The 25,398-nt window shown below is 63.2% G+C and carries 19 protein-coding genes; 1 reads left to right on the top strand and 18 read right to left on the bottom strand.

The annotated features are described in order from the left end of the window. Nucleotides 1-2: 2 nt before the first annotated feature. Nucleotides 3-2,780: a type VI secretion system tip protein VgrG gene (locus P9250_RS03015; RefSeq protein WP_310391018.1), complete on the bottom strand. Its 2,778-nt coding sequence runs from the start codon at nucleotides 2,778-2,780 to the stop codon at nucleotides 3-5. Nucleotides 2,781-3,354: 574 nt separating this feature from the next. Between P9250_RS03015 and P9250_RS03010 the strand changes: the two genes are divergently transcribed. Continuing rightward, nucleotides 3,355-5,346: a hypothetical protein gene (locus tag P9250_RS03010; RefSeq protein WP_409014801.1), complete on the top strand. Its 1,992-nt coding sequence runs from the start codon at nucleotides 3,355-3,357 to the stop codon at nucleotides 5,344-5,346. Between the two features lie 50 nt (nucleotides 5,347-5,396). On the opposite strand, the gene P9250_RS03005 is transcribed toward P9250_RS03010, so the two are convergent. The 17 genes from P9250_RS03005 to P9250_RS02925 form a co-directional block, all read right to left on the bottom strand. Then, a complete protein-coding gene (locus P9250_RS03005) occupies nucleotides 5,397-6,509 on the bottom strand; it encodes a serine hydrolase (protein ID WP_309846353.1) in 1,113 nt (370 codons plus the stop codon). A gap of 41 nt (nucleotides 6,510-6,550) precedes the next feature. After that, the gene (locus P9250_RS03000) at nucleotides 6,551-6,943 is read right to left on the bottom strand and encodes a DUF4150 domain-containing protein (protein WP_250511750.1); all 393 of its coding nucleotides are present in this window, start codon (nucleotides 6,941-6,943) and stop codon (nucleotides 6,551-6,553) included. Between the two features lie 56 nt (nucleotides 6,944-6,999). Continuing rightward, nucleotides 7,000-7,701 (bottom strand): DUF3540 domain-containing protein, encoded by a 702-nt coding sequence (locus P9250_RS02995; RefSeq protein WP_250469931.1) that lies wholly within the window; start codon nucleotides 7,699-7,701, stop codon nucleotides 7,000-7,002. Nucleotides 7,702-7,724: 23 nt separating this feature from the next. Continuing rightward, nucleotides 7,725-8,765 carry a pentapeptide repeat-containing protein gene (locus P9250_RS02990; RefSeq protein ID WP_250469932.1) on the bottom strand — a complete coding sequence of 347 codons (1,041 nt, stop codon included), beginning with the start codon at nucleotides 8,763-8,765 and terminating at the stop codon, nucleotides 7,725-7,727. Then, a complete protein-coding gene (locus P9250_RS02985) occupies nucleotides 8,762-11,479 on the bottom strand; it encodes a DUF2169 domain-containing protein (protein ID WP_310391013.1) in 2,718 nt (905 codons plus the stop codon). The genes P9250_RS02990 and P9250_RS02985 overlap by 4 nt, the downstream gene beginning before the upstream one ends. A gap of 13 nt (nucleotides 11,480-11,492) precedes the next feature. Further along, nucleotides 11,493-12,536 carry a hypothetical protein gene (locus P9250_RS02980; RefSeq protein WP_250469934.1) on the bottom strand — a complete coding sequence of 348 codons (1,044 nt, stop codon included), beginning with the start codon at nucleotides 12,534-12,536 and terminating at the stop codon, nucleotides 11,493-11,495. A 78-nt stretch (nucleotides 12,537-12,614) separates the two neighbouring features. Beyond that, nucleotides 12,615-14,192, bottom strand: a complete 1,578-nt coding sequence (locus P9250_RS02975) for a type VI secretion system Vgr family protein (protein WP_250469935.1) — start codon at nucleotides 14,190-14,192, stop codon at nucleotides 12,615-12,617. A 64-nt stretch (nucleotides 14,193-14,256) separates the two neighbouring features. Beyond that, on the bottom strand, nucleotides 14,257-14,745 hold the full coding sequence (locus tag P9250_RS02970) for an Hcp family type VI secretion system effector (RefSeq protein WP_244831870.1): 489 nt from the start codon (nucleotides 14,743-14,745) through the stop codon (nucleotides 14,257-14,259). 162 nt (nucleotides 14,746-14,907) lie between these two features. Next, nucleotides 14,908-15,687, bottom strand: a complete 780-nt coding sequence (locus P9250_RS02965; RefSeq protein ID WP_250511756.1) for a toll/interleukin-1 receptor domain-containing protein — start codon at nucleotides 15,685-15,687, stop codon at nucleotides 14,908-14,910. Then, a complete protein-coding gene (gene tssH / locus P9250_RS02960) occupies nucleotides 15,684-18,368 on the bottom strand; it encodes a type VI secretion system ATPase TssH (RefSeq protein ID WP_310391009.1) in 2,685 nt (894 codons plus the stop codon). The genes P9250_RS02965 and tssH overlap by 4 nt, the downstream gene beginning before the upstream one ends. A 37-nt stretch (nucleotides 18,369-18,405) precedes the next feature. After that, nucleotides 18,406-19,431: a type VI secretion system baseplate subunit TssG gene (gene tssG / locus P9250_RS02955; protein ID WP_310391008.1), complete on the bottom strand. Its 1,026-nt coding sequence runs from the start codon at nucleotides 19,429-19,431 to the stop codon at nucleotides 18,406-18,408. Then, nucleotides 19,395-21,140, bottom strand: a complete 1,746-nt coding sequence (gene tssF, locus P9250_RS02950) for a type VI secretion system baseplate subunit TssF (protein WP_244831866.1) — start codon at nucleotides 21,138-21,140, stop codon at nucleotides 19,395-19,397. Before tssF ends, tssG begins: the two co-directional genes overlap by 37 nt. A gap of 30 nt (nucleotides 21,141-21,170) precedes the next feature. Next, nucleotides 21,171-21,584 carry a type VI secretion system baseplate subunit TssE gene (gene tssE, locus P9250_RS02945; protein WP_244831865.1) on the bottom strand — a complete coding sequence of 138 codons (414 nt, stop codon included), beginning with the start codon at nucleotides 21,582-21,584 and terminating at the stop codon, nucleotides 21,171-21,173. A gap of 63 nt (nucleotides 21,585-21,647) precedes the next feature. After that, nucleotides 21,648-22,136 carry an Hcp family type VI secretion system effector gene (locus P9250_RS02940; protein WP_244831864.1) on the bottom strand — a complete coding sequence of 163 codons (489 nt, stop codon included), beginning with the start codon at nucleotides 22,134-22,136 and terminating at the stop codon, nucleotides 21,648-21,650. Nucleotides 22,137-22,353: 217 nt separating this feature from the next. Continuing rightward, nucleotides 22,354-23,859: a type VI secretion system contractile sheath large subunit gene (gene tssC / locus P9250_RS02935; RefSeq protein WP_370652288.1), complete on the bottom strand. Its 1,506-nt coding sequence runs from the start codon at nucleotides 23,857-23,859 to the stop codon at nucleotides 22,354-22,356. Between the two features lie 21 nt (nucleotides 23,860-23,880). Further along, nucleotides 23,881-24,375 (bottom strand): type VI secretion system contractile sheath small subunit, encoded by a 495-nt coding sequence (tssB, locus tag P9250_RS02930; protein WP_244831862.1) that lies wholly within the window; start codon nucleotides 24,373-24,375, stop codon nucleotides 23,881-23,883. A gap of 470 nt (nucleotides 24,376-24,845) precedes the next feature. Further along, nucleotides 24,846-25,334 carry an Hcp family type VI secretion system effector gene (locus P9250_RS02925; protein ID WP_250527492.1) on the bottom strand — a complete coding sequence of 163 codons (489 nt, stop codon included), beginning with the start codon at nucleotides 25,332-25,334 and terminating at the stop codon, nucleotides 24,846-24,848. Nucleotides 25,335-25,398 lie beyond the last annotated feature (64 nt).

The raw sequence follows: 25,398 nt of genomic DNA, 5'->3' as shown, positions 1-25,398 counted from the left end.
GGTCAGGTCGAAGTCAGCGACTTGGCAAGACTCGGCATCGGCGCGTGCTCTGCCGAACTCGCCGCGGTGCGAACGGCCGTCTGCGCCGCCGCGCTTGCGCCGCCCGAGACGGCGGCACGCGCCAAGGCGGGCACCTGCGAGGCGAGCGCTTGAAGCGCTGGCGGAGCTGCTGCCTGAGTCAGCGCCTGCGCGGCGCTCGCCATGGCCGCGCCCGTCAAGCTTGGCGGTGCGGCTTCGGTCTCACCAGGCGTGCTCGGGTCCGTTGGTGTTTGCGGCGCGTTCTTCGGCTGCGCCCACTTGCGCTTGTCGCTTTGCAAGCCGTAACCATCCTCGAAGTACTGGATATGACCGCCCCCGCGCGGGACGTCAGTCAGCATCCCGCGCCCGTTTTCATCGAGCTTTCCTGTGCGCGACGAGCCGTCCGGGAAGCCAACCCGATACCATGCGTTCTTCACTGGCTGGCCGTTGGGGTAGGCGTGCCATAACTGCATGCCGACCGGCTCCTGCTTGGGCATCAACGGCAACGCGTTCTGTTTGGTTGCCGACTTGCCGATACGCATCGGCCCCTTCAGCAGGATGTCGTGGGGGCTGCCTATCTCCACGCCCGTATTGGTCAGCTTGACGTATGAGCCACCGCAGTAGAGCGTCAGTGCGGTCTTGGCGGTGAGCGTGATGGCGTCCTCGGTGCTTGCGATCGTCACGCCCTTGAGTGCGGCGAGATTGAGTGCATCGCCTTGCGCCTGTACGTCCACCTTGCCTTCCGCGGCGGTGACTTTGACGCCCTGCGTGTTCGCGAAGAGCGACACCGCATTGCCCGCCGCGACCGTGTAATTGCCGCCGATCGCCGCGTCGGCATTGCCGCCCGTGGTGGTGAACAAATGCCCGGCCGCCGAGAACTGCATGTGCTCGCCGCTCGTGAGCGCCACACCATGCGGAGCCGACGCCAGCAGGACCGCCTGCTGCAAGTCCTTGAGTTGCGTTTCAAGAAGCGTCTTCTGTGCCTCGCAGTCGGCGACCACGGCTTGTGCCTTCTTGACCGCTTCGGAAAGACTTTGCATACGCGCTTGTGCTGACTGCAATTGCGCGAGCGCGGCCGACATATCGAGCGCCTGAGCGCCTGCACGCGGCTGTTTGTCAGCGCTCAGGAACAGACCCTTGCCGCCGCGCAACGAACCCCAATCGTCCGAGCGCAGTTCGAATCCCTCGCCGCGCTTCTTTCTCTCGGAATCGACCAGATAGCCCATGTTCAACTGGGTCTTGCCGCCGTACTCGGTCGAGAGCTTGATGCCTTCCTTGCCGCGTTCGTCTTCCAGCCTGAGCTTGTTATTGCTGCTTGTGCGCATGACGTTGCGCGTGTCCCAGCCGTCGCGCCCGATCACGAGGTCGGTTGCCTGACTGTGATGATGGACATGGGCGATGTAGGGGAACCGGGGGTCGCCTCCGATAAAGGCGACGCCGGCCTCCGTCTCGCGCAACAGCGGAAAGTGAAAGCCCGTCTGGTTCGCCCCGGCGAACGGCTTGGCCAAGCGTAGCGGTACGCTTTCGCCACCTTGCGGCCAGTCATCGAAGTCGAAGTCAAAGCGCACCGTGTAATGGCCTTGCGCATTGGGCTGGGCGTACTCGATTTCACTGCGCGTGGTAATGCGCGCCGAGAGCGTGCCCGCGATCTTGGGCCAGTTCGCTTCGTCAAGCGGTAGACGATAAGGCCGGTCGCACGGAATCGCCTTGAACGAGTTGAAGTAATCCCGCTCGCGGCTTGCTTCGTGAATGACCTCGGTCATCAGCAAGCCATGCGGCGCGTCCGGCAACGTCTCGTCAACCCGCACCACGAGCCCGGCATGCAGGTCGTGGTTGGTGCTTTTGCCGTCGAACCTGATTTGCTGCGAGAGCGCCGCCTCATGGCGCAAACGCGCTTCCCACTGTGCGCTTGCCGCATCGAGGTGGTGAGTGCCGTAGGTATAGGTTTCGCCGTAAGTGGTCTGATCGCCGAGCGCGAGGTTGATATCGGCGGCGAGCCGTTCCCACGCGAGCGCGGGGTTGTAATTCGCGACCCGTACCGATGCCGGTATCTGCTGGCTATGCGCCTCGAGCTGATAGATCGCCTCTTGAGCCGACAGAAGCCCCGAGATCTCACGGTAAGGGACAGTGACGTCTGGGCGATAAACGTAGCCATCCACGTCATCGGCAAACTGCACCACCTCGCCAAACTTGCTGGTGCGCGTGTAGCAGAACAGTCCGGCCTGCTGCATGACCAGATGCAGGAATGCCCAGTCGGACATCTGATACTGCATGTGAAACGCGAGCTTGGGGAACGACTTGCGCAGCTTGAGCGAGTATTGGTGCGGCAGAAACTGGTGACGCTCGAGTATTGCAATGACGATCTCGGGCGCGGACATGTCCTGATAGATGCGCGTCGCCTGAGTGAGATTCAGACGCGCCAGCGTCGATTCGACAATGAGGCGGTACGCAGTGAAATCGCGAGTCTTGCGGGTCCGCGTAAAGCGCGTCACGCAGCCGTCGAAGATGCGTGGCTCGCCACTATCGGCGGGCGGCTCGATCGTGAACTTGGCGCGCTTGCCGAGATAGTCCGCGCGCGCGAGTTCGGTCTTGGCGGTGAGTTCGAGCGTAATGCGGTAGGGCTCGCCGAGCCGCTCGACGGCATGGACTGAGAAAATGGATAAGTTATCCGTCTCGGGCGCGCCGCCGACTTTGAGAAAGTACGATTGACGCCCGGTGATCCAGCGCGCGAGTGCGCTGGTGGGCTTGGCTTGTGCTTCCATTCAAGTCTTCCGTGCGACGCAGGACGATGACTGGCCGTAACGCCTGACGATCTCCTACGCCATGAGGGTTGAAGAGGAGAACAGGCTACGACACGCGCAGTTGTTCCGAAAGCACGACAACAGAATGTGACAATCGATTAGATGAGTCGATCATCAGGAATTTAGAAGCGTCGATTGCTCACACATAACTGGTGCGAGTACGTATCTTCTTGGGGCTTCGTGAATGCGTCGTCGCCAGCAGCTTGTGCAAGAGATACCGTTCAAAACCCTCGCCCAGGCGTTCGCCCATTGACGAACGCCCTTTGCACCGCTTTCACTTAACCGCTTCAATCTTCGGAAATGGACGTGGTTTGTAAGGCTTATCGGCCATTTGCCGTTGACGGCCTTCACCTACGCTAGTGACATGCCGTAAAGGCATCAGTCACGCGCCAGTCTTCGTGGTGCCCAGTTCCCTTTCTGCAAGGTTATCGTGAAGCCCGTTCTTCTTACTGTCGCGGCAAGCACCGCGCTCTCGCTCGCTCTCGCCGCATGCGGCGGCGGCAGCTCGTCGCCGTCCACTTCAGGTGGCGTGTACATGGGTCCCGTTGCGAACGCAGCGGTGGCGGTGTATCAACTCGCCGCCGACGGCACCGTTTCCGACAAGCCGCTCGCCACTGCCACGACCAACAACGACGGCACCTTCGCGCTCAAGGGCAGCCTGCACTATCCGCTCTTCGTGCGCGTAACGGGCGGCAGCTATCAGGAAGAAGCGACCGGCACCAACACAAGCCTTTCCACTGAAATCGACGCCGTGTATCTCAACGCGCCTTCGCAGATGGTCGTCTCGGCGTATTCGAACGCAATCGTCGCCGATGCACGCGCGGCCGGCGGCCTCAGCGCCGACAACATCAACGCCGCAGTCGCGCGCGTGAACGCGTTCGCGGGCGACATCGACGTCCAGCAGACCACGCCGACGCTCGTCACCGCAGGCACGACCGGAACGGTCACGGATGGCGCCAAGATGAGTCTCGCGCTCGGCGCCGAATCGCAAAGCCGCACGACGGATGGCTCTTCCATCGATACCAGCACGCAGAACATCGTCGCACAGGCAGCCAATGGCGATACGCTCGCGTCCTGTCACGCAGGCTCGGGCGATATCGCCGATGACGGCACCGTCGCGGCACCCTCGGGCGGCAACTGCACGATCACGCAAGGCGCCGCGACTTATGCGGGCAGCGCGGGCAACCGCTCGGGCATTACGTCGATGGCGCAGTTCGCGCCGGTCGTGCCAGGCGCGGCGCAAACGGCTATTGGCAGCGCGGCCACTTGCGGCGACCGCATCGCCTTGCTCAGGGACAACGCCGCGATCTTCGCGGGCCGTCAGAACGACGTGCAGGCAAAGCTCACCGGCGGTCTTACCAAGACCAATTGGGCGACCTATCTGACCGCCAGTAGCTGGGGGCCGCTCGCCGCTCAGTACGGCGCGATCAAGGCGCCTGCAGGATGCACCGATACCGACACGTTTTATCGCGAACTCGTGATGGCGGTGGAAAACTTCTGGGTCGATCAGGACATCAACTATTGCCATCATCATGTGCCGGGCTGGCTGCCGCCGGACGATTCGGGCGGGACCGATCCGAAGTACCGCAATTCGTCGGCGGGCAGCACGTCGGGTGCGGCCGCGAGCGCGAGCGGCGCCAAGACGCCAAAGTACGGCATGACCTGCACCGGTCAACGCAGCGCTACCGGTTCGCAGCAGATCCAGGCGAGCGGTGTCACCGCCACGAACACGCCGGCTTACAAGCCTGCCGAGGTCATGTGGCATGGCGTGGATTGCTCGGACTTCACGTCTTGGGTCTACAACTTCGCGGGGCTCACGGGCAGTACGGAAGTCGAAACCGGCGTGACCACGCAGGCGTGCATGACGCCCGCGGGCGCAACCAGCACGCCTGATTGGGCGGGACCGAAGCAAGCGGGCGTTCTGCTCGATATCAACAGCGGCAACTTCGACACCACGTCGCAGTATCTGCTGCCGGGCGACTTGCTCTATATCACCGCGTCGCCGATCGTCAAAGGCAAGATGGTTCCCTTTACGCCGACGAGCACCATTGGCCTCACGCACGTCGTGACCTGGACCGGCAAGAAGTGGTCCGATTTGCGCAATGGACCGGATGCCTGGCGCTATGATCCGGCGCATATCGGCGAGCCAGGTTCGCGTCTTGGCGGCGATCTTGCGTCCATCCTCCAGAACGACAACGTGCTGGAGGCGCTCGACAAACTCGATCCGTGGATGATCATCGACAGCCACTATGCGGGGCCTTCGTATCGCCCGTTCATTGGCTGGTATCGGTCGAGCGTGTCGGATGTCCGGCGGATCATCGGTCAGGACGCGGCGCGCGCGAATCCCGATCTCAAGAATCTGATCATCGAACAGCAGCCGACTAAGGCCACGCTGGCCTCGAAGACTCAGTTGGGACAGATCGTGCTCGCCTCGAAGCAAGGGCTCGCGAACGGCTACATCATGCACTACACCCAGGTGCCGAAAAACGGCTTGCCGGCGTGCGAGCGCGTGGGTATTCCGAAGTAAAAGCGCCGAAATAAAACGCATGATGCGATGCGCCACTCCGGCGCTTCGCATCAAGGCAGATGCCGTCCGATGGCAATCGCCACTGGCGCGGGCGGCGTCTCGCCCTGATTGACCGCGATAAAAATCGCCGCGTCTTTGTGCGGATTCACGAGAATTACCGAGCTGAATCCCGCCGTTCCACCGTTCTTCAAAATCTCCGGATGCAAGCCGGGCGAGCCGTTGCCGTTGTTCGTGACCCACGCCATGCCTTGCTGCGCGATGCCGTTCGGCAACGTGTAGCGCGGCGCTTGAGCCGCGTGCATCGCCGAGATCAGTTCGGCGGGCACCGGACGTCCGTCTATTTCACCGTGTCCGAGATTGGCCTCGCCGAAGCGCAACATGTCGGCGGCGGTGGAGCGCATGGCACCTGCCGCGTACCACGCGTAGAGCGGCCATTGCGGCGCGCGCTGCCCGTCTCGAAGATGCCCTTCGGCCGTGCGCCCTGGCACGTCGACTGGTCCCGAGAACGAACTCGTCATGCCGAGCGGTTGCAGGATATCCGTCGATAGCTGATCGGCCCACGCGCGCCCCGTTGCCTGCACGAGCGTCACGCCGAGCACGCCGACGCCTGCGTTCGAATACATGTAGGGACGTGGCAGGGGACCGTCCGGCGACCACGACGATACCCAGCGAAAGAAGTCCGCCGATGTGTAGTGGTCGATACCGCGATAACGCAGATTGCGCGGTGCGTCGGGCGGATTGTCGGGCATGCCGGAAGTGAAGTCGGCGAGCTGCATCGGCGTGACGTTCTGGGCGGCGCTTTGCAGCGTGACGCCGTTGGGCATGTAGCGCTGTATCGACGAATCCGGAGCGATCTGATGCCGGCCGATGGCGAGCGCGAAGAGCGTGGTTGTGAAGACTTTCGTGCACGAGCCGATCTCGACGATGCTATCGGCCGTGAAGGGCGCGCCGTTGTCGTTGGCCGAGCCGTATGCGTAGTAGTAACGCTTGCCGTGCAGCGACACGCCGACGATCGCCCCCGCCGCCTGATGCGACGAGAGCAGCGGCTGCAGGTAGGTATCGACGACTTGCCGGATGGCGGCGCTGTCGTCGGCGGGTTGCTGGGCCGCGGCGGGAAGCGTGGCGCAGGCGGTGAGGAGAAGGGCGAGGGCGGTGTGGCGCATGGTCGTTGTTGTGGCTGCTTGAGGCGGTTTGGCTCGTGGGGTCAGCTCATGATCATCACGGTAGGCTGGCTCGGCACCAGTACGACGCCGATGGCGTTACTTTGATTTTGCGTCGTCGGCGAAGTAAGCCGAACGGCGGGATTGCCGGCCACCATTACCTTCATGCTGCCCTCGGTGAAGCGCGCCGGGCCCATGATCGTGCCCGAGGCCACGCCGCCTGCCACGCCGGCCTGATCGCCATTGGTCAACGGAATCTCTGAGCCGAGATTGAGTGCGGGCGCTCCGCAGATCAGCACGGTCTCGGCCGTCGGCGTGCCCATCATGGGCATGGCGATATTCGGAAACGGCGTCGGTACCGGTCCAGCGGGCGTCGGCACTTGGCAGACATCGGGTTCGGCGATCATCTCGCCAGCAGCTATGGTCACTGCAAACACGGCATACCTCCGTTTGTGCGATTGTCTCGTCGCGTCTTGTCGACTGGGGCCGGGCCTCAGCCCAGTTCTATCTTCGAGCCGTCGATGCGCGTCATCTCGTCGGAGACGAGGGTCGTGTGGCGAGTGTGCAAGTGCGCGTCGCCGCTTACGCGCCAGCGAGCCGTGCCCGCACGCAATTCGTCGTTACCCTCAATCCATCGCGAACTGTCGTTTGCACGGAAGATGGCACGTCCGACGGTCGAGAGAAAATGGCGCGCGACTAGCGTAAGACGTTCGATACCCGCGTCGAGCGACGCTATGCGCGCGCTGGCCTGGTGGCTCGTGACCGCTGTCGAAACCGCGTCGAGCGAGAACGCGCGCGTGCTGGCATCGACGGCCTCCTCGCCGTTCAGCGCGATACGCGTGGCACAAAGCCGCAAGTCGCCGTCGGCGGATTCGATCCTTGCGCCGCCCGGCAGCATCATGGTGCCGGCGTCGGGTTGGGCACGGGTCAGCACCGCGAGGAGATACGGCACCGTGGTCGTTGCTGTCACGCCGTCGGCTGCAGCCTGTGCGGGCAACGCGCCGCAGACGAGGACGAGATCGCCCGCTTGCGGTTCGAGCAGACAGCTTTGAGCCTGCAAGGCACGCTCGGCGTGACTGTCGAGCAAAAACCATGGTCCTGCGCGGCCGGTCACCGTGGCGGCACGCAGGGTCGTGCTGACTGCTGGCGCGCAGCCGGCGGGAACGTCGTTAGGGGTAAGTGGCAGCGTATCCATGTCGTGCTCCAAGACAGTAGAAGTCAAACACCCCAGGTTTCGGCGCGCAGCCGAACCGGATCGGTGGGACGTGTGTGGTTGCGCGACGCGCCCGCCCAATGCGTACGCGAGTCGATCAGCGCATGGAAGTCGGCATTGCCGAAATCCGCGCGTGCGCAATCGGATTCCGTCAGATCGACGTGTGACAGATCGCAGTCCGTGAAGCGTGCCGCCGTCAACGTCGAACGTTGCCAGATGGCGCGCGTGAAGACCGCCTGCGTCCAACTCGCGCCGTCGCAGCGCGACCCGGTCAGCGTCGCGCCGCTGAAATCGGCCACGACGAATTCGGCATCGGTCAGATCGGCACCGGACAAGTCGGCTTGCGCAAAGCGCGCGTATCGGCCGGATGCGCCCGCAAAGCGCGCCGCGTTGAGCTTCGCGCGATCAAAACGCGTCTGCACGAGCTCTGCACCGGTGAAATCGGAGCCGGAAAGGTTCGCATTCGTGAACTGGCACTGATGGAGGTTGCATTGGTCGAAGCGCTGGCCGGCAAGATCGCCGTTCAGAAAGAAAGCTTGTACGAGTTCAGTGCGCAAGAACGTTACCCGCGCGAGCGCGGCGTCGCGGGCCGTAAAGCGCGTGAGATCGGCGTCGGTGAAGTCGGCGCCGTCGAACTTGCAGGCAAGCGCATCGCTGCGATAGACGCGAGCGCCGGCGAAGGTCGCGGCGCTCAAATCGCAGCCGTCGAACATCGCGCGCTCGATCTGCGCGCTCGTAAAGTCGGTGCGTCCGAAGCCGACACGCGTAAAGAACACCCGTGTGGCTTGCGTCTCACGCAGACTCGCACCGGCAACTTGCGTGTTGTGCCATTGGGAACCATCGAGAACGCTGGCATTCAGATTCGCACCCGAAAGATCGCATTGGCGGATGCGCGCCCCATTCAGCTTCGTGCGCGAAAGGTCGGCGCCGCGCAAATCGACGCCCTCCAGCAGACAGCCGCTTAGGTCGCGCCCGGCGAGGTCCGCGCCTGCCAGGCTGGTTCTGGACAGCGCCGCGCCCGGCACGAGTTCGGGAAGCGCGCTCATAAGCGCACCTCACCTTCCACGCGGCCGGGAATCTGCAGCAGCGTGCGATCCACGTTGGCGCCGTCGAGCACGCTGTTGCCGATCGTTGATCCGTAGCATTGCGCACCGTAAAGATTGCTCGAGACGAAGCGCACGCCGTCGAGGCGGGCGCGTCGCAAGTTGGCGTTCATCAGGTTGGCGCGGCTGAAATCGGCACCGCTCAAATCGGCCTTGGACAGACGGATAGACACCGCACGCGCGTTGACGAAGCGCGCGCCACGGGCTATGACGCCGCTGAAATTCACGTGATCGAGCGCACTTTGGTCGAAGTTTGCCTGAGATATGTCAATGTCAAGCCATACGGCCGCGTTCAGCCGCGCGCCCACGAAACTCGCGCCGCTGAGGTTTGCGGCGAGGCCCGCGCGCGATTGCGATAGGTTGGCGTTGTCGAAACGCGCGCCCGCGCCCTGGGTGCCGAACAGACGGAGAACGGAGCAGTCCGCATCGACGAAACTGGCGCCCGCGATTGACGCATGATCGAATACCGCGTTCGCGAGATTTGCCCCGGTGAAGTCGGCGCCCGCAAGGACCGCGCGCGAAAAACTAGCTTTCGCCGCGCCGCATCTGGACGCCTTCACGCCCATCATCTTCGCGTTGCTGAAGATGGCGCGGGCGAGTTGCGCGCCCTCCAGATTCGCCGCCGAAAAGTCCGCGTCCGCGAAGTCACTCGCACTTAGAGACGCGCGTTGCAACTGCGCACCGCCGAAGTTGGCGTTGCGGGCGCTGACGTTGTCGAGCTTCGCGTCGTGCAGTTGCGCCCCGACGAGATCGGCGCCAGCGAGCATCGCGCCCGACAGATCGGTGCCGGAGAGCCGCGCGCCAGTGAGACGGACGTCGTTGAGCACGGCGAGGCGCAAGTCGGCGCGCTCGAGCATCGCGCCTGACAAATCGAGGCCGCTCAGATTCAGGCTGGCAAGCGAATGACCAGCCGCGGCGCGCGCTATCACATCGTCGCGATTCAGCCGTAGCGGTAGAGACGGCTGCGGCGCTCCGAGCACGGCGCTCGCAGGCGGTTGCGTCGCGGGCGCAGCAGCGGTCGGAGATGCGCCAAGGGTCGAAAGCGCGCCCACGATGCTCTCGAAGTCGATGCTCGCCGCTTCGTTCAGTGCGGCGACCGTCTCAGGGTCGGTGACCTGTGCGGCAAGACCGGTGATCGAACTGCCGCGCGCCGCGAGCGCCTGTTGAGTCTGCGCGAACGCTGCGCGCAACTGCCCGGCGAGCGTCGCCGCGTCGGCGGGCGCGCTGGCGCCGTTCGCGCCGAGCACGGGTGCGGTTAGTTTCTCGACATCGGCTGGCGTGAGTTCGTAGCGCTTCATCAGATCAGCGGCGCTGCTTTCTAGCGTTTGCGTCAGCGATTGAAGGTCACGCTGCATGGATGCCGCATCGCCACCCGACTTGATGTCGAACGGCGGCATGCCCGCTTGCGGTAAGTGTGCTTCGAGCTCGCTTGCTTGCATGCCGTGCTTCGACAACAGATTCTGAGTCGTCGATTCGATCTGCGCAGTGAGCGATTCGAGTTCGGCGAACGCAGCCGGATCGCTCGGTCCCGCTACGGCGGGTGCATCAGGTGCATCGGGTGCTTTCAGGGCAGGCGGGGTGGCGACGGCCGCCGCAGGGGCGGGCGACGCACTTGCGGCGGCTGGCACGGGAGGCGTCAGACTGAGCCGCGCTTGCAGGCGATCTCGATAGTATTCGGCGGGTAACGGCGCGCTTGTCATGCTCTCGAAGTCGACCATCAACTGCGCGATGTCGTCCGCGTCTTCATCGCCGAGCGCTGCAACCGCGCGATATAACACGATGCCCTGTCCGATCTCCGGCAGGATCCAGACGGTTTCCGGGCGCGCGGCGCACTCCTCGAAGCGCATATCGCCAGCAATACGACGGGTCACGAAGCAGCGCGCCCTGAGTGCCGGAAGGCGCGCCGCCAGATGCGGCTGATCGGGATGCATGTAATCGACAACAATGCGCTCGTCGCCTTGCCAGAATCCCGCGATACGCTGGTCGTGCGGCGCCGTGCAAAAGTAATCGGTCCGGGTGTCAGCCGGAAGATGCGGCCATTGCTTTGCGAGCCAGTCGTCATCGAAGGCGCCGAGCAACGCGGTCCGTTGCGGAGACGTGGCGGGCAATGCCCAATATCCGGCGGGTTCGCGGACATCGCTGGGCGAAGCGATCAGCGCGTCCGGCGTCTCGACGTTAGGTAACATGCGGTCCGAGTCGCCGGCGAACACCGCGCCGCGCCCGGCGGGATTGGCGGCGTGTTCAGGACCGCCGAACGCGCGCGTGGCATCGAGCGGCATGCGGTGGAAAGGCTCGGGGGCCGAGATCGTTCCGAGCGGGCCGAAGCGGCGATCGCCATACACAAAGAGCGATTTTCGCGAAGCGCCTACTTGCACGGTCGTTTCGACGAGTGTCGCGGTCGTGCCTGCCGGCGCGTGGGCTGCGCCATAAGCGAGCCATTCGCCGCATGGCTTCGGGAAGCCGGCGTCGAGCGGGCCGTCTCCCGTCGCGCTGGCGCCTGCCTTCCACAAGTCCGGTTCGGAGGCGAGACGTGGCGGTCCATCGTGCGGCGCATCGAGAGCGAACATCACGAGCACGCCCATGGAAAGTAGATCGCGCTCGTTGAAACGCAACGTGCGATAGACGAGTCCGGCGGTATCCGGTTTGAGGATTTTCATGATCGTTCGTCGCCTAGCCGAGCTTGATGAATGCGGAATCGGCCTCGATCGCCTCGGGGCTGATTAGCATCATGGCGCCGGGCGCGGACGCGACGAACACTTCCTGAGCCATGTTGAGTGTGCAACCCGACGACTCGACGAGAAAATCTTCGGGTGTCATGTTCAGAGCGCTCGCGCCGACCTGCGCCGTCAACGTAGCGGGCGTAACGAGCACGCTGCTGTCGCCGCCGCGCAGGGTTGCCTGGTCCGGGCCCATCAGCAACGAAGATGCGCCTGCTGGCCCGGTGAAGTCGAGCGACGAAGCGCCGTCGCTGAAATTCAGCGAGCCTGTGTCGATGCCTACGCGCTTGAACCCCGCAGTGGCATTCGTCAATGAGATGGAACTCTGGCCGGCCGGCGTGGTTCGTGTCAGCGTGGTTTCTGCAAGCGACATTCCGAGCGTGCTCTGGGAAGCTGGCAGAAAGTCCGTTCCGAGCGACACGCCGGTCTGTCCCAAGGTCAGGGTCGATGTCTGGCGCAGCGCCTCGCACAGTGTCGAGAGTCGCTTGACGACGACGACCAGGAGCGCGGTGAGCAGCGCATTGCTCACGCCTATGGACGCGGCCTCGGCCGCTTGCTGTTTCACCTTGTCCTTGCTGACGTCGGTGGCGTCGAGCACACCGAGCGCGGTGCCGTACACGAGATTAATCGCGACAGTCACGCCGATCAGCGCCTTGGTCGCCGTCATCGCGGCCTTGAGGATGGCGAGTGCGGACATGCCGAGAGGATGAATGCCGCCCTTGAGGGCTACGGTTCCTTGTGCCTGCGTGGAGGTGGAGTCGCTAAAATCGACCGTTGCACCGTCCTGCATGCCCAGCGTGGTCCCATAAGTCCATGTGACGTTGTTGCCGAGCACTGCAGCCAGATATGTGCCGAGCGTCACCGAATTGTTGGTCGTTGCTGTGAGTGCGGTTTGGCCGGTACAAAACGCGGAGTTGACTTCCCCGACCGCGAGGTTGTTGGTGGTTCCGACCGTCATCGTGTTGACGTCTTCCAGTGTGAACTGAGTGAAGCTCATGACTGTTATCTCCTGAAAGCGCAGATGCGTGGCTGTCGATGCAATGAAAGGAACATGGAAACGCGTGCCTATCGCGCCTTAGTCGCGCGCGCCGATAAAAATATGTGTCGCGCCGTTCGGCGAGAAAAGATGGATCGTCTGGCCACCATCCTTATCTGACATCTCCAAGATGTTTCCACCCTTCGTCACCATTCGATTCATCGCCGGATTCCCCTGATTCACCACACTCGAATTCACCGAATTCGGCACCGTCCCGACAATCACCGGCTGATCCGGATCGCCGTCGCTGAATGCAAGCAACACCTCCGCGCCCTTCAGCAGCGGAAAATGCATGCCGTGTCCATCGCCGGAATAAGGCGTCGCCATGCGAACGCGCGCCGAGCCTTTCGCCGCCGCCTTGTCCGTGCGGTCGAACGGCAACTGCACCGTGTACTGTCCGTATTCGTCGAGCTCGGCATATTCGCCGCTGCCCTCCGCATCGACGGTCGCGTTCAGCGTGCCCGCGATAGTCGGCCGCGCCGTGTCGCGCGGCGCGCGATACTGAACGTCCGCCTTGATCGCCGAAAACGAGTTGCGGTAGATGATCTCTTCACGCGCCGCGCCGTTTTCGCTAAACGGCGTCTTGATGCCCGCGAGCAGCGCGCCCGCCTGCGATCCTTCATGCGTGATCTCGGTCACGAGATAGCGGCCGTTGAAGTCGTCGCGATAGTGATGCGACATCTGCATGAAATAGCCGCTGCGCAAGCCCACCGCCGTGGCCTGACCATGAAATCGGACGCCGCCGCAAAGAATCCCCTCTGCGCGCAGCTTCGCGTAACGCGTGCCTTCGTCGGCGTCGCGGAAGTTGTCGCCGTAGAACATCGCTTCGCCGAAACCTTGCGCGGATACATCCGCCTGCGCGACGAGCGGCAACGACGCCTTGCGATAGTTGTAGTCCTGCAGCACCACCTTCGCGGGCAGCGGCTTCGTGCGGCACACGAAGCTCTGCACCGAGTCCGGCGCGACGCCCGTATCCAGCTCGTCGGCGGGGCGGTAGTTGACCGGCAGCGCGTCGGCGGCGTGCATGGCGCGGTCATCGACGATGGTCAACGTGTCCGCCTCGCCGCTCTGCGCGAAGTAGTAGTACATGCCTTCCTTTTCCATCCAGCGCGACACGAAGTCGAAGTGGCTTTCCTGGAACTGGCACACATAGCTGCGCGGACGATACTCGCCCGTCAGCTTCAGATCGACGGCGTTGCCCGTGAGCTGCGCGTCGCGCAACACGCCGCCCAGAATCTGCGGGATGGTCTGCTCGTTCAGATAGACCTCGCAGGTGCGCGTAAGCGTAAGCCGCCACGCACGCGGCACGAGCACCGCGCGATAAAACGTGTAGCCGCCCGCATGATGCAACTGGTCGAATTCGGCGAGCATGCCGGAATATGGCGTGGTGCGCGAACTGTCATCGGGTGCGCCGATACTGAAGGTCGCGTTGTTCTGCAACATCTTCGTCAGATCGATGGCGGCGTCGTCGGCGACGAGCGTCACTTCGAATCGAAAGAGTTGCGAGATCGCCTCGCGCCCGTGCATGCGCACCACCGAGAACGTGTCGGCCGCGTAAGCATCGGAGACGAAGCTGAAGCGCTGATTGTTGGCGAGTCGTGCGGAGAGCGAAGTCATGGCGTTTTATCTGCCGTTCAAGCGAGGAGCGCGCCGCGGTCAGGCCGCGGCGCGACGCGTTACATCAAGCCTTGGGAGCAAGCCAAGAATCTTCGGCTTCGATGCCGTCCGGCTCGTACGTCCACGTGATTTTTTCGTAGGTGAACGCGAGGTCTTCCATGTGGCCCATCTGACGGTTGTTCGGGTCCAGGCAATTGGGCGTCCACGACTGCATGTGCGTGAGGATCGCGTTTTCGAGCTTGGCCGTGTAGTACTTTTCTTCCGTGCCCTTGGGCGAAATGCGGTAGAACTCGAGCGTCACCGACTTCAACTGTTCGCCCGACGTCAGCGCTTGATACAGCTTCGGGCTCGACTTGTCGATTTCCTTCGTCACCGTCATTGCGCCATGCACGCGCTTGCCGGTCGGCAGACCAGTTTGCGGGCTCTTCGGAATTTCGATGGTGTGATCCACGGCTTGCACGAGGATCTTGCCTTCGTGGCCTTGAACCTTGGTGGAGCCTTCGATCTTTCCTTGGTTCTGGCCTTCGAGGGTGAGGTAGCAGGGCATCGGCATGATGATTAATCTCCAGTTAGTTTGGGTTGGCGGCGCGCTGTGTGTTTGCCTGGCCGCTTGCGCCTTCGATCTCGTTCAGCGCATGAGTACAGATTAAGGTCGCCGCGTTGCGGCTTCGTTTCGAGTGGGGCGCGGGTTTGTTACATCCGAAACATGGCGGTGTTATCCGAGCCGAACGATCGTCGCTTCGACGTCGTCGCCTTCGGGATAAGGCATGAGCAGCAGCGTGGCCGGGCAGCCGCGCACGCGCACGAAGTACGAATCGTCCGGGCCGATCGCATTCCTCACCGCCCAGCTCACGTAATCCGTGCCGCCAATCTGCATGCGCAAACCCTCCTGTGCGTATTCGAGCGTGGTCTTTGCCGGCAGCGCGCCGCGTGCGCCGACCGCCTGAAAGTCGATCGATACTTCGTCGCTGCGCGGCACGCCGAACGCGAAGCCCGCAAGCGGCCCTTCGAGCGAGCCGATCTCGAACCACTGACCGATGTTCTCGTCGCCCCACAGCGTCAGGCGATAGCCGCCGAGCGCCGCCAACGGCGCCTGCTTCGGCGCACGTGCGAGCGCGGCGACGAGCTTCGCGGGCCACGCGGCGTTCCGATCGGCGAAGGTGAGCGCACCGGCGAACAACGGTGGCGGCACGGTATCGCCCGAAGCGGTGAGGAACAGCACCGGCGGCGCCGCGCCGCGCGATGCCTGCAGGCTCGCGTACAAAAGCGACAAGCCATAGCGCACGGATGGTTTGGCGAGCGCCGCTTCATCGACGAGGACGATCCACGCGTCGGCCGCCTGCATCGCGTCGAGCACGACACGCGCGACGGCCTTGTCCGGTTCGTCGAGCCATACGTGGCCTTGCGCCGCGATCCCGTAGCGCTTGAGCGTCGCCGCCACTTGCGCGATGCGCGCTTCGTCTTTGGCGAGCGCCGTGACCCATACTTGCTTCATTGCGCTTCTTCCTCGATGACAGCGGCTTTCGCCTCGGCAGGCTCGAAACCGAACGACACGACGAACACGCCTTCGTCGTTCACGTCGAGCTCGGCGTGCGTCGGCTGCTCGGCTTCGCTCATGCGGATAAGGATCTCGTGCGAGAGCATCGGCATGACGGTGCCGCGCAGAATGAAGTCGATGTTGCGCGCGCCCGTTTCCACTTCCGTGCAGCGCGCGGCGATGGTGTCCACGACCTTGTCCGTGTACGCGAGACGAATCTTGTTGGCGCCCAGGAGACGCTTCACGATCTTGTCGAGCTTCAGGCGCACGATGCCCGCGAGCGCATCCGTCGGCAGCGTGTAGTACGGAATCACGGTCATGCGCGCGAGCAGCGCGGGCTTGAAGTGCGCGGAGAGGATCGGCCGCACGGCGGCGAGAATGGTCTCGTCGTCGGGACGCTCGCCGTTCGCCGTGAGTTCGGTGATGACATCGGTGGCGAGGTTCGAAGTCAGGAACACGACCGTGTTGGAGAAGTCGATTTCCTTGCCTTCGCCGTCCGAGAGCATGCCCTTGTCGAACACCTGGTAAAACAGGTTCATCACGTCGAGATGCGCCTTCTCGGTTTCGTCGAGCAACACGACCGAGTAAGGACGCTGACGCACGGCTTCGGTCAGAAGACCGCCTTCGCCATAGCCGACATAACCCGGCGGCGAGCCGATCAGACGGCTCACGTTATGGCGCTCCTGGAACTCGCTCATGTTGACGGTGACGGTGGACTTCTCGTCGCCGAAGAGAATGTCGGCGACAGTCAGCGCCGTTTCCGTCTTGCCGACGCCCGACGGTCCCGCGAGCAGGAACACGCCCATCGGTTGCTCGGGGTCCTTCAACCCCGCCGCCGACGACTTCAGCACTTCGGCGATCTGATGCATCGCGTGATCCTGACCGCGCACGCGTCTGGCGAGCGTCGTTTCCATGTTCAGGATGGTCTGCGCCTGATCGCGCTGCACCTTGCCGAGCGGAATGCCGGTCCAGTCGCTGACGACCTTCGCGACCACGTCGGGATCGACGTCCACGCGCACCATCGGCTGATCGCCCTGGGCCTCGCGCAAATCGGCTTCGGCGCGCTTGGCGGCGTCGCGCAGGGCGTCGATCTGCGCTTCGGGTTGCGCGGCGGCGCGTGCGGCGGCCACGGCTCCCCGTGCCGCGACGAGCGCCTCGCCCGCTTCCTTCTGCGCGAGCCAGCGCACGCGCAAATCCGCCGCGCGGGCTTCGAGCGAAGGCAGGGCATCGGCGATGGCGGCGAGGCGTTCGTCGTCCACCGGCTGCATGTTGTCGCGATCGCGTTCGAGTCCGCGCCGTTCGCGCTCCAACGCCTGAATGCGGCGCTCGGTGTCTTCGAGCACATCGGGTTTCGCGCTTTGCAGCACCTTGACGCGGGCGCACGCGGTATCGAGCAGATCGACGGCCTTGTCCGGCAACTGGCGCCCGGTGATATAGCGGCTCGACAATTCGGCGGCGGCCACGATGGCGTCGTCGCGCATCACGACTTTGTGCACGTCTTCGTAACGTTCCTTCAGGCCGCGCAGGATCAGCACCGCGGTCGGCAAGTCGGGTTCGTCGAGCTTCACGAGCTGGAAGCGCCGCGCGAGCGCCGCGTCTTTTTCGAAGTACTTCTTGTACTCGGCCCAGGTGGTCGCCGCGATGGTGCGCAACTCGCCGCGCGCGAGCGCCGGCTTGAAGAGGTTCGCGGCGTCCGACGTGCCCGCCTGACCGCCCGCGCCGATCAGCGTATGCGCCTCGTCGATGAACAGGATCACCGGCTTCACCGATGCCTTGATCTCGTTGATGATGCCCTTCAGCCGGTTTTCGAATTCGCCCTTGACGCTCGCGCCCGCCTGCAACATGCCCATGTCCAGACCGAGGATGGTCACGTCGCGCAACGACTCGGGCACGTCGCCATCGACGATACGCAGCGCCAGTCCTTCGACCACCGCCGTCTTGCCGACGCCCGGATCGCCCACGCAGATCGGGTTGTTCTTGCGCCGCCGCGCGAGGATATCGACCATTTGGCGGATTTCGGCGTCGCGTCCGAAAACAGGATCGATCTTGCCCTCGCGCGCCTTCTCGGTGAAGTTCTCGCAGTACTTGGCGATTGCGCTGCCGTCCGAACCGGCCGCCGCGTTCGCGCCGCCTTCCGATGCCGACGAAGTGCCCGCCGCCGTCTGCTCTATCGACGCCGCCGACGCCGCGCCGAAGCGCGCGAGCAAGCTCTCGCGGTTGATCGGCCGCAGCATGTCGGCATAGCCGCCGGTTGCATAGAAAGTGGCGCGTGCGAGGAACGCGAGCAGGATCGCACCGGAACGCACGCGCGTTTCGAGCAAGTCCACCGAGGCGATCAGCCACGCATCCTGAAGCAGTTCGAGCAGCACCGGCGAGAACACCGGCCGGCCCGTATTGCCGCCGCGCAAATCTTCTATCGACTGATCGAGCGCGCGGCGAAAGAGCGCGGCATCGATGTTCTGTTCGCGCAGCAAAAGCGGGATATCGCTTTGCGGATCGTCGAGCAGCTTGACGAGCATGTGCTCGACGGAAATCTCGTATTGGCCGCGCGAGATGCACAGACCGGCGCTGTTTTCGAGCGCTTGCCGGCAGTAGCCGTTGAGCCGGCTCACCAGCGGTTTCAGATCGACCAGCAACATGGCTTGGGCTCCTCTCGTGTCTCTTGATATCGGTGGTTCAGATCGCGAAGCTGACCGGACGCTGCACGGCATTCGCGCGCGGCGCGAGCCACGTGTCGCGGCCCAGCGCGTTCCATTGCATGCCGCCCGTGCGGGCGTTCTCGGCGAGACCCGCGCGCAGTTCGAGAAGCACCGTCACGTCGAACGGTTCGGTCAGGTAATAGCGCGTGAAAAAACGCAGACGCTCGTACTCGCGCCGGCCTGGCTGCAACGCTTCGAACAGAGCCAGCGGCAGGCCGCGCAACTCGATTCGCACATGATTGTTGGCATCGCGGCTCTCTTGTCCGAGATAGCATTCGACGCCGAGCGCATGACGGCCATCGCCGAGCGTGAGACGCTGATCGTCGGGAATCGGCAGCCAGCTTTCCACGCAATTGACGATATGCACGTCGGCGGGCGCGAAGGCATCGGCGAGCAGCGTTTTCAGGCCAAGCGCCGAATGCGGGCGCTGCGAGAAGAGGCCCGCGTAGCGCAGCATGTCGGAGACGCCGGGCGTGTCGTCGCGGCGCATGGAGCGCTCGTGCAGGCCGACGAACGCATACAGGCGTTCGAGCATCGCCGTGTCGCCTTCCTCGACCACGCGCACGTGCGGCCGGTACTTGACCCAGCTTTCGAACAACAGCGGATACAGCGTGTAATGCAGGATGTCGAGAAACTCGCGCATCCCGCTGCGGCCTTCGCGTTCTTCCTCGATCAGGTCTTCGGTATAGAAGCTCGGCAGCGGCGAGGACACGCCGTATAGCCCGAAGAAGTTCGCGGTAATTCGCGGCGTCGGCGCGGGCTCGGGCGCGTCGTCGTCGAGATCGGCATGACGGCGCGGCAGATCGCGCTCGATCTGGTCGATATCGCTTTCGGGAAAGCCGAGCGCAAGACGCGGACGCACGCGCAGGCGTTCCGGATCGTCGCCCGCAAGACGCGCGCGGCGGCGCAGCAGGCGCACCGCCTGAAAATACGCAAAGCGTTCGCCTTGCTCAAATAGCGCGTCGTCTAGAGCAGAGCTTGTTGACCGAGCCGCGGCGTCCATCTGAATACCTCTCCGGAGAAAATGTCTTCCAGCTCGAATCGCGTGTACGTGTTCATGCTTGCGTAGGCGCCGAGAAAACGGTCCAGCACGCTGCCGAACACGTAGAGATCGCCCGCGCCCGCGAAGTGATCCATCTCGCAGCGCACGCGGATCAGCTGACCGCGAAGCATGTTGCGCCCGAAGAGCCGCACTTCGGGCGTGACGCTCATCTCCTTCAGGCCCGCGATGCGTCTGCGGTTCGCCGCCTCGTGGCCTTGCTCCTGGCGCTCAGAGAACACGTAGAGCGAGAGGAGGGCGCGCAGGTTGGCGGCATCCGCGAGCGAGAGGAAGTTGAGCGCGGCGTGACCGAGCAGCCGCCAACGCAACGCCTCGCCGACGGGCGGATTGACCACCGGTGTCATCGGCCGGATATTGCGGAACTTGAGGCGCTCGGGCGAACTGCTGGTTGGCTCGCTGAGATCGCCGTAACGCAGGCTCTCGGGCAGATAGCGGTTGGTGCAGGTCAGCTCGATGGAAAGCGTTTCGGTCTGCGGCGTGGCCTCGGGCGGATACGCCACCGAGAGATACAGCTCAGTCTCGTTGCCGACGGCGGCGGGGCGCAACGACGTGTGATAGACGAGATCGCCCGGCGCGCGCTGGTCTTCGCTCGCCGTCGCGGCGGATGCCGCGTGCCCGAGCACGCCGAATGGCCGGTACACGCGCTGCTGCGCCACGCCTTGCCGATACGACGTGACCTTGTCGACTGAATGAATCTGGTAATGCTGACGGTTCGCGCCTTCCGGGCTCACGCGATAGTCCATTTGCCGATGATCCAGCGTGATCGGATTGGCGTGATGCTCGAACAGATTGATGACGGGCGTCACGTTGAGCATGAAGGCGTCGGCGCTCAATTCGGTGAGCCATACGGGCAAACGTTTGAGGCACAGCGTGACCGAGAACGTCGTGCCGGTGGCGCCGCGCAGCTTGTCGATCCCGTTCAGGTCGAGGAACAGGAATTTCTCCGGCTGCACGAAGAACTCTTGCAGACTGCGATACCCCGGAAACGCGTGACTCGGATACGGCACGAGCTCGCTGTCGAAGCCCGACGGGACGAGCGAACGCGCGCCCAGTTCCGTCGATACCCCGCTAGCCGTCAGCCGCACCGACGTCACTTCGGTCATGAGCAGCATCAGGAGTTTGGAGGCATCGCTGTAGCCGCCCGCCAGAAAGAGCCGCAGCGACTTCGTCTGCCAGCGCGCGAGATCGAGCCCGCGCAAGCTGAAGTCGAGATCGATGGAAGGCGTGCGTCCTTCGCCCGCTGAAAGCCGCGCGGCGAGCGTGAGCGGATGCACGTCCACGGCCTGGGTCGTGCGGAAACGGCAGGGCGTGCCGTCCACCGGCGCCGATGCCAGCTCCACGCCCGCCGCCACGCTCGCGGTTTCCGTGAGCGCGCCGCGCGGCTCGAACAGCACCATCGTCGTCGCGGGAACCGGACGCAGATAGTGCGGAAACAGCAGCGTGGAGAGTTCCTGGATGAACTCCGGGAACTCGTCGTCGAGCTTCTGGCGCGCAAGACCCGTGAGGAAGGCCACGCCTTCGAGCAGGCGTTCGACGTCCGGGTCGGTCGAGCGGCCTGCGAGCATCGGCGCGAGCGCCGGATTGGCCTCGGCAAACTCGACGGCAAGCGTCTTCAGCTTGGTGAGTTCGTTTTCGTAATAGCGATTGAGCATCGTCGGGATCGGTCGCGGGCCGTCAAGGCGTCAAAGCACGGTGACGCGGCCATCGGAATTCACGGTGGTGGACAGGCGCAGTGGAATCTCGCGATCGTTCACGGCGAGCGTGCCATCGAGACTGAAGCGGATCGACATCACGTCGCTGCGGTCGCTCAAAAGATGCACTTTCGGGTTGAGCACGCGCGGTTCGTAACGCGACACCATGCGTTGAATCTCTTCCTCGATTTCGCCCGTCGATCCGCCTTCCAGCCCGCCCGCGATATTCGTGAAATCGGGCACGCCGAATTGCGGATCGAGCTGCACGCTGCCCTGTCTCGTATTGAGGATGCGCGACAGATGCTCCATCACGGATCTCACGAGCACCTCGGTGCTGGTCTCGTTGGTGCGCACCGCGCCCTGTTCCCAGCCGGATATGCGTTCCAGCAGCCTGCGCTCTCTCATCGACGGTCCCGATCGACGCAGCGGCGTAAGTCCGCCGCCGCGTCATGCGTGATTTGGAATGCGTCAGGCCTTCGGCGCGAGCCACGAGTCTTCGGCTTCGATGCCGTCCGGCTCGTAGGTCCACGTGATCTTTTCGTAGGTGAACGCGAGATCTTCCATGTGACCCATCTGTTTGTTGTTCGGGTCGAGGCAGTTCGGCGTCCAGGACTGCATGTGCGTGAGGATCGCGTTCTCGAGTTTGGCGGTGTAGTACTTCTCTTCCGTGCCCTTCGGCGAAATGCGATAGAACTCCAGCGTCACGGTCTTCATTTGCTCGCCGGAGGTGAGCGCCTGATAGAGCTTCGGGCTGGACTTGTCGATTTCCTTGGTCACCGACATCGCGCCATGCACGCGCTTGCCCGTGGGCAGACCCGTTTGCGGGCTCTTCGGGATCTCGATGGTGTGATCCACGGCCTGCACGAGGATCTTGCCTTCGTGGCCCTGAACCTTCGTGGAACCTTCGATCTTTCCTTGATTCTGACCTTCGAGGGTCAGGTAGCATGGCATCGGCATGGTGGCCTCCAGTTGCCGTTATGGTTTGTCCGCGTGTCGCTTCTTGACTTGATGCATCGACTCGATGCGCCCATTTACGTGTAGGTGTCGGAGCGCATGAACACAGTGTGAGCGCGGGCGGTTACCGCCTCGTTGCAGGTGACCGCCCGCGTGTTACGGATGAAACCTGGCCGAAGCGCCGCTTATGTTCGCGGCTGCCTCGAACCCGATGCGCGCATCAGGCAGTTTCCAGCTTGCCGACGAGCGACAGCGTGAACGACGCGCCCATGTACTTGAAGTGCGGACGCACCTTCATGTCGACCTTGTACCAGCCCGGTTCGCCTTCCACGTCGAGCACGTTGATTTCGGCCTGACGCAACGGGCGGCGGCTGCGCACGCCCGGACTCGGGTTGTCCATGTCGGCGACGTACTGGCGAATCCAGTTGTTGAGTTCCTTCTCCAGATCGCCGCGCTCCTTCCACGTGCCGATGTTCTCGCGCTGCATTACCTTGATGTAGTGCGCCATGCGGCTCATGACGAACATGTACGGCAATTGCGTGCTGAGCTTGTAATTGAGCTCGGCTTCCTTGCCTTCTTTCGACTGGCCGAAGAACTTCGGTTTCTGCGCCGAGTTGGCGGAGAAGAACGCGGCGTTGTCGCTGTCCTTGCGCATGGTGAGCGCCATGAAACCTTGCTCGGCCAGCTCGAACTCGCGTCGTTCGGAAATCAGGATTTCGGTCGGGATCTTGTTCTGGATCTCGCCCATGGATTCGAACGAATACACCGGCAAGTCCTGCACCGTGCCGCCGCCTTGCGGGCCGATCACGTTGGCGCACCAGCGGTAGTCCGCGAAGCTTTCGGTGAGACGCGTGGCAAACGCGAAGGCCGCGTTGCCCCACAGGAACTGGTCGTTACCGCTCGAGACGTCTTCCTTGTAGTTGAATTTCTTCGAAGGCGCCGTTTCCGGGCCGTACGGCACGCGCAGGAGGAAATGCGGTGCGGTCAGGCCGACGTAGCGCGCATCTTCGCTTTCGCGGAAGGCGTTCCACTTGACGTACTTCGGACCTTCGAAGATGGACGACAGATCTTTCAGGTTCGGCAACTGATCGAACGAGTCGATGCCGAAGAAATCCGCGCCGGCGGCGGCGACGAAAGGCGTGTGACCCATCGCGGCGACGCTTGCCGAATATTGCAGCAGTTTGACATCGGGCGCGCTTGCATTGAACTCGTAGTTAGCGATAATCGCGCCGAACGGCTGGCCGCCGAACTGGCCGTATTCGGCCGTATAGACGTTCTTGTACAGCCCTGACTTGGTGATCTCGGGCGCGTCCTGGAAGTCGTCGAGCAGCTTCTGCTTGCTCACGCTCATCAACTGAATCTTGATGTTCTCGCGGAAGTTGGTGCGGTCCACCAGAAACTTGAGCGAGCGCCACGACGACTCCAGCTTCTGGAAGTCATCGTGATGCAGGATGGCATCGACCTGCGCGCACAGCTTGCGGTCGAGGCTCGCGATCATGTCGTCCACGGTCGCGGCCGTGACGCGTTCGACCGAACGCTGCGGTTCGAGCAATTGCGCGACGAACGCCTGAATACCCTGGCGCGTGATCGAGTACGCTTCGTCGCCCGGCTTGATGCGGGCCGACTCCACCAGTTGATCGAGCAGCGAGACTTCGCCCGCCGCGGCCTCTGCCGGCGCCGCTGCGCCGGATTGCTGTTGTTCGTCGCTCAATTCAATCTCCTTCATCTACGAAGTGCTGGTTCCGCGTTACTTGTCTTGTGCGCCGAGTTCGCCGAGCAGCCGCGCGCGCACGCCTTCGTCCTGGATCAGCTCTTGCAGACGCTTGCGGAAGTCGGGCAGATTGCCGATCGGGCTTTTCAGCGCCTTCAGGGCGTCGCGCAGTTCGAGCATCTGACGCAGTTCGGGAATGCGTTCCGCGAGCGCATCGGGCGTGAAGTCGTTGATCGAGTCGAACTTCAGGTCGAGCGAGAGCACGTCGTCGGGACCGGCTTTCTCGTCGAGCTTGTTCGGCACCGAGAGTTGCAGGCCGAGCTTTTGGCCTTTCAGCACTTCGTTGAAGTTGTCCTTGTCGACGTTGATCGGCTTCATGTCTTCGATCGGTACGTCGTCCTGACGCAACGTGAAGTCGCCGAGCACGAGCAACTTGAGCGGCAGTTCCACTTCTGCCTGCGCGTCTCCCGTGGCCGGGCGATAGACGATATTGACGCGTTCCTTCGGAGCAACCGAACCATCATTTGCCATTTCCATCTCCAGATTCACGGCGCCGCGCTGGCAGTGCGGACATCGATGAAAACGCGTCTCGCGCACCGTGCGACTGACGCGGGCCGCCGCCACTGCATACGCTCGGGCGGGCAGCCATCGCCTGAGCACGGGATAACTAACGAAATTGCGTGATACGGAATGCGGGGTGCGGCGCGGGGCGGATGTGAGCCGCTTCAGACTGTCGGATGCTCTGCCCGCGATTGAGCGAAAGGATCGGCGAGTCCGGATGGGAAACGGTCCTTGAGGCGTGAGTGCCTGTCCCGGAATTGAGTGCGAGCCATTATAAACAGACGTATCTCAAAAACCCAACGCATTTTTATCAGTTCATATGCTCTAAAGATCGTCCTCGACAAGCCGTATACGGCGGCCTCCGAAGACGCGGCTTCAGCGCTCGAAAACCCTTGTGCGACAAGGCTTTCGAGCGTATGTCCAGCAGCTGTCCATGTGGCTCAGGCCTTCGGCGCGAGCCATGAATCCTCGGCTTCGATACCGTCCGGCTCGTAGGTCCAGGTAATCTTTTCGTAGGTGAACGCGAGGTCCTCCATGTGTCCGATCTGCCGGTTGTTCGGGTCGAGGCAGTTCGGTGTCCATGACTTCATGTTGGTCAGGATCGCGTTCTCGAGCTTGGCGGTGTAGTACTTTTCCTCCGTGCCTTTCGGCGAGATGCGATAGAACTCGAGCGTGACGGTCTTCAACTGTTCGCCGGACGTCAACGCCTGATAAAGCTTCGGGCTCGACTTGTCGATCTCCTTGCTCACCTTCATCGCGCCATGCACGCGCTTGCCGGTGGGCAGTCCGGTCTGCGGGCTTTTCGGAATTTCGATGGTGTGATCCACGGCTTGCACGAGGATCTTGCCTTCGTGACCTTGCACCTTCGTGGCGCCTTCGATTTTTCCCTGGTTTTGACCTTCGACGGTCAGATAGCACGGCATCGGCATGATTCACCTCTTCTAGGTTGTTCGGGTTGGAGCGCCGTTCTCTTCAGGTCCGGCGCATGTTTGT

Origin of the sequence: Caballeronia sp. LP006 (assembly GCF_031450995.1) — a bacterium.
Taxonomy (GTDB): Bacteria; Pseudomonadota; Gammaproteobacteria; order Burkholderiales; family Burkholderiaceae; genus Caballeronia.
This window is presented reverse-complemented; position numbering and strand designations above follow the sequence as displayed.

Bases quoted from the DNA above. Each gene is read 5' to 3' on its own strand.
- P9250_RS03015 (WP_310391018.1), bottom strand. From the start codon at position 2,780: ATGGAAGCACAAGCCAAGCCCACCAGCGCACTCGCGCGCTGGATCACC.
- P9250_RS03010 (WP_409014801.1), top strand. From the start codon at position 3,355: ATGGGTCCCGTTGCGAACGCAGCGGTGGCGGTGTATCAACTCGCCGCC.
- P9250_RS03005 (WP_309846353.1), bottom strand. From the start codon at position 6,509: ATGCGCCACACCGCCCTCGCCCTTCTCCTCACCGCCTGCGCCACGCTT.
- P9250_RS02995 (WP_250469931.1), bottom strand. From the start codon at position 7,701: ATGGATACGCTGCCACTTACCCCTAACGACGTTCCCGCCGGCTGCGCG.
- P9250_RS02990 (WP_250469932.1), bottom strand. From the start codon at position 8,765: ATGAGCGCGCTTCCCGAACTCGTGCCGGGCGCGGCGCTGTCCAGAACC.
- P9250_RS02985 (WP_310391013.1), bottom strand. From the start codon at position 11,479: ATGAAAATCCTCAAACCGGATACCGCCGGACTCGTCTATCGCACGTTG.
- P9250_RS02980 (WP_250469934.1), bottom strand. From the start codon at position 12,536: ATGAGCTTCACTCAGTTCACACTGGAAGACGTCAACACGATGACGGTC.
- P9250_RS02975 (WP_250469935.1), bottom strand. From the start codon at position 14,192: ATGACTTCGCTCTCCGCACGACTCGCCAACAATCAGCGCTTCAGCTTC.
- P9250_RS02970 (WP_244831870.1), bottom strand. From the start codon at position 14,745: ATGCCGATGCCCTGCTACCTCACCCTCGAAGGCCAGAACCAAGGAAAG.
- P9250_RS02965 (WP_250511756.1), bottom strand. From the start codon at position 15,687: ATGAAGCAAGTATGGGTCACGGCGCTCGCCAAAGACGAAGCGCGCATC.
- tssH (WP_310391009.1), bottom strand. From the start codon at position 18,368: ATGTTGCTGGTCGATCTGAAACCGCTGGTGAGCCGGCTCAACGGCTAC.
- tssG (WP_310391008.1), bottom strand. From the start codon at position 19,431: ATGGACGCCGCGGCTCGGTCAACAAGCTCTGCTCTAGACGACGCGCTA.
- tssF (WP_244831866.1), bottom strand. From the start codon at position 21,140: ATGCTCAATCGCTATTACGAAAACGAACTCACCAAGCTGAAGACGCTT.
- tssE (WP_244831865.1), bottom strand. From the start codon at position 21,584: ATGAGAGAGCGCAGGCTGCTGGAACGCATATCCGGCTGGGAACAGGGC.
- P9250_RS02940 (WP_244831864.1), bottom strand. From the start codon at position 22,136: ATGCCGATGCCATGCTACCTGACCCTCGAAGGTCAGAATCAAGGAAAG.
- tssC (WP_370652288.1), bottom strand. From the start codon at position 23,859: ATGAAGGAGATTGAATTGAGCGACGAACAACAGCAATCCGGCGCAGCG.
- tssB (WP_244831862.1), bottom strand. From the start codon at position 24,375: ATGGCAAATGATGGTTCGGTTGCTCCGAAGGAACGCGTCAATATCGTC.
- P9250_RS02925 (WP_250527492.1), bottom strand. From the start codon at position 25,334: ATGCCGATGCCGTGCTATCTGACCGTCGAAGGTCAAAACCAGGGAAAA.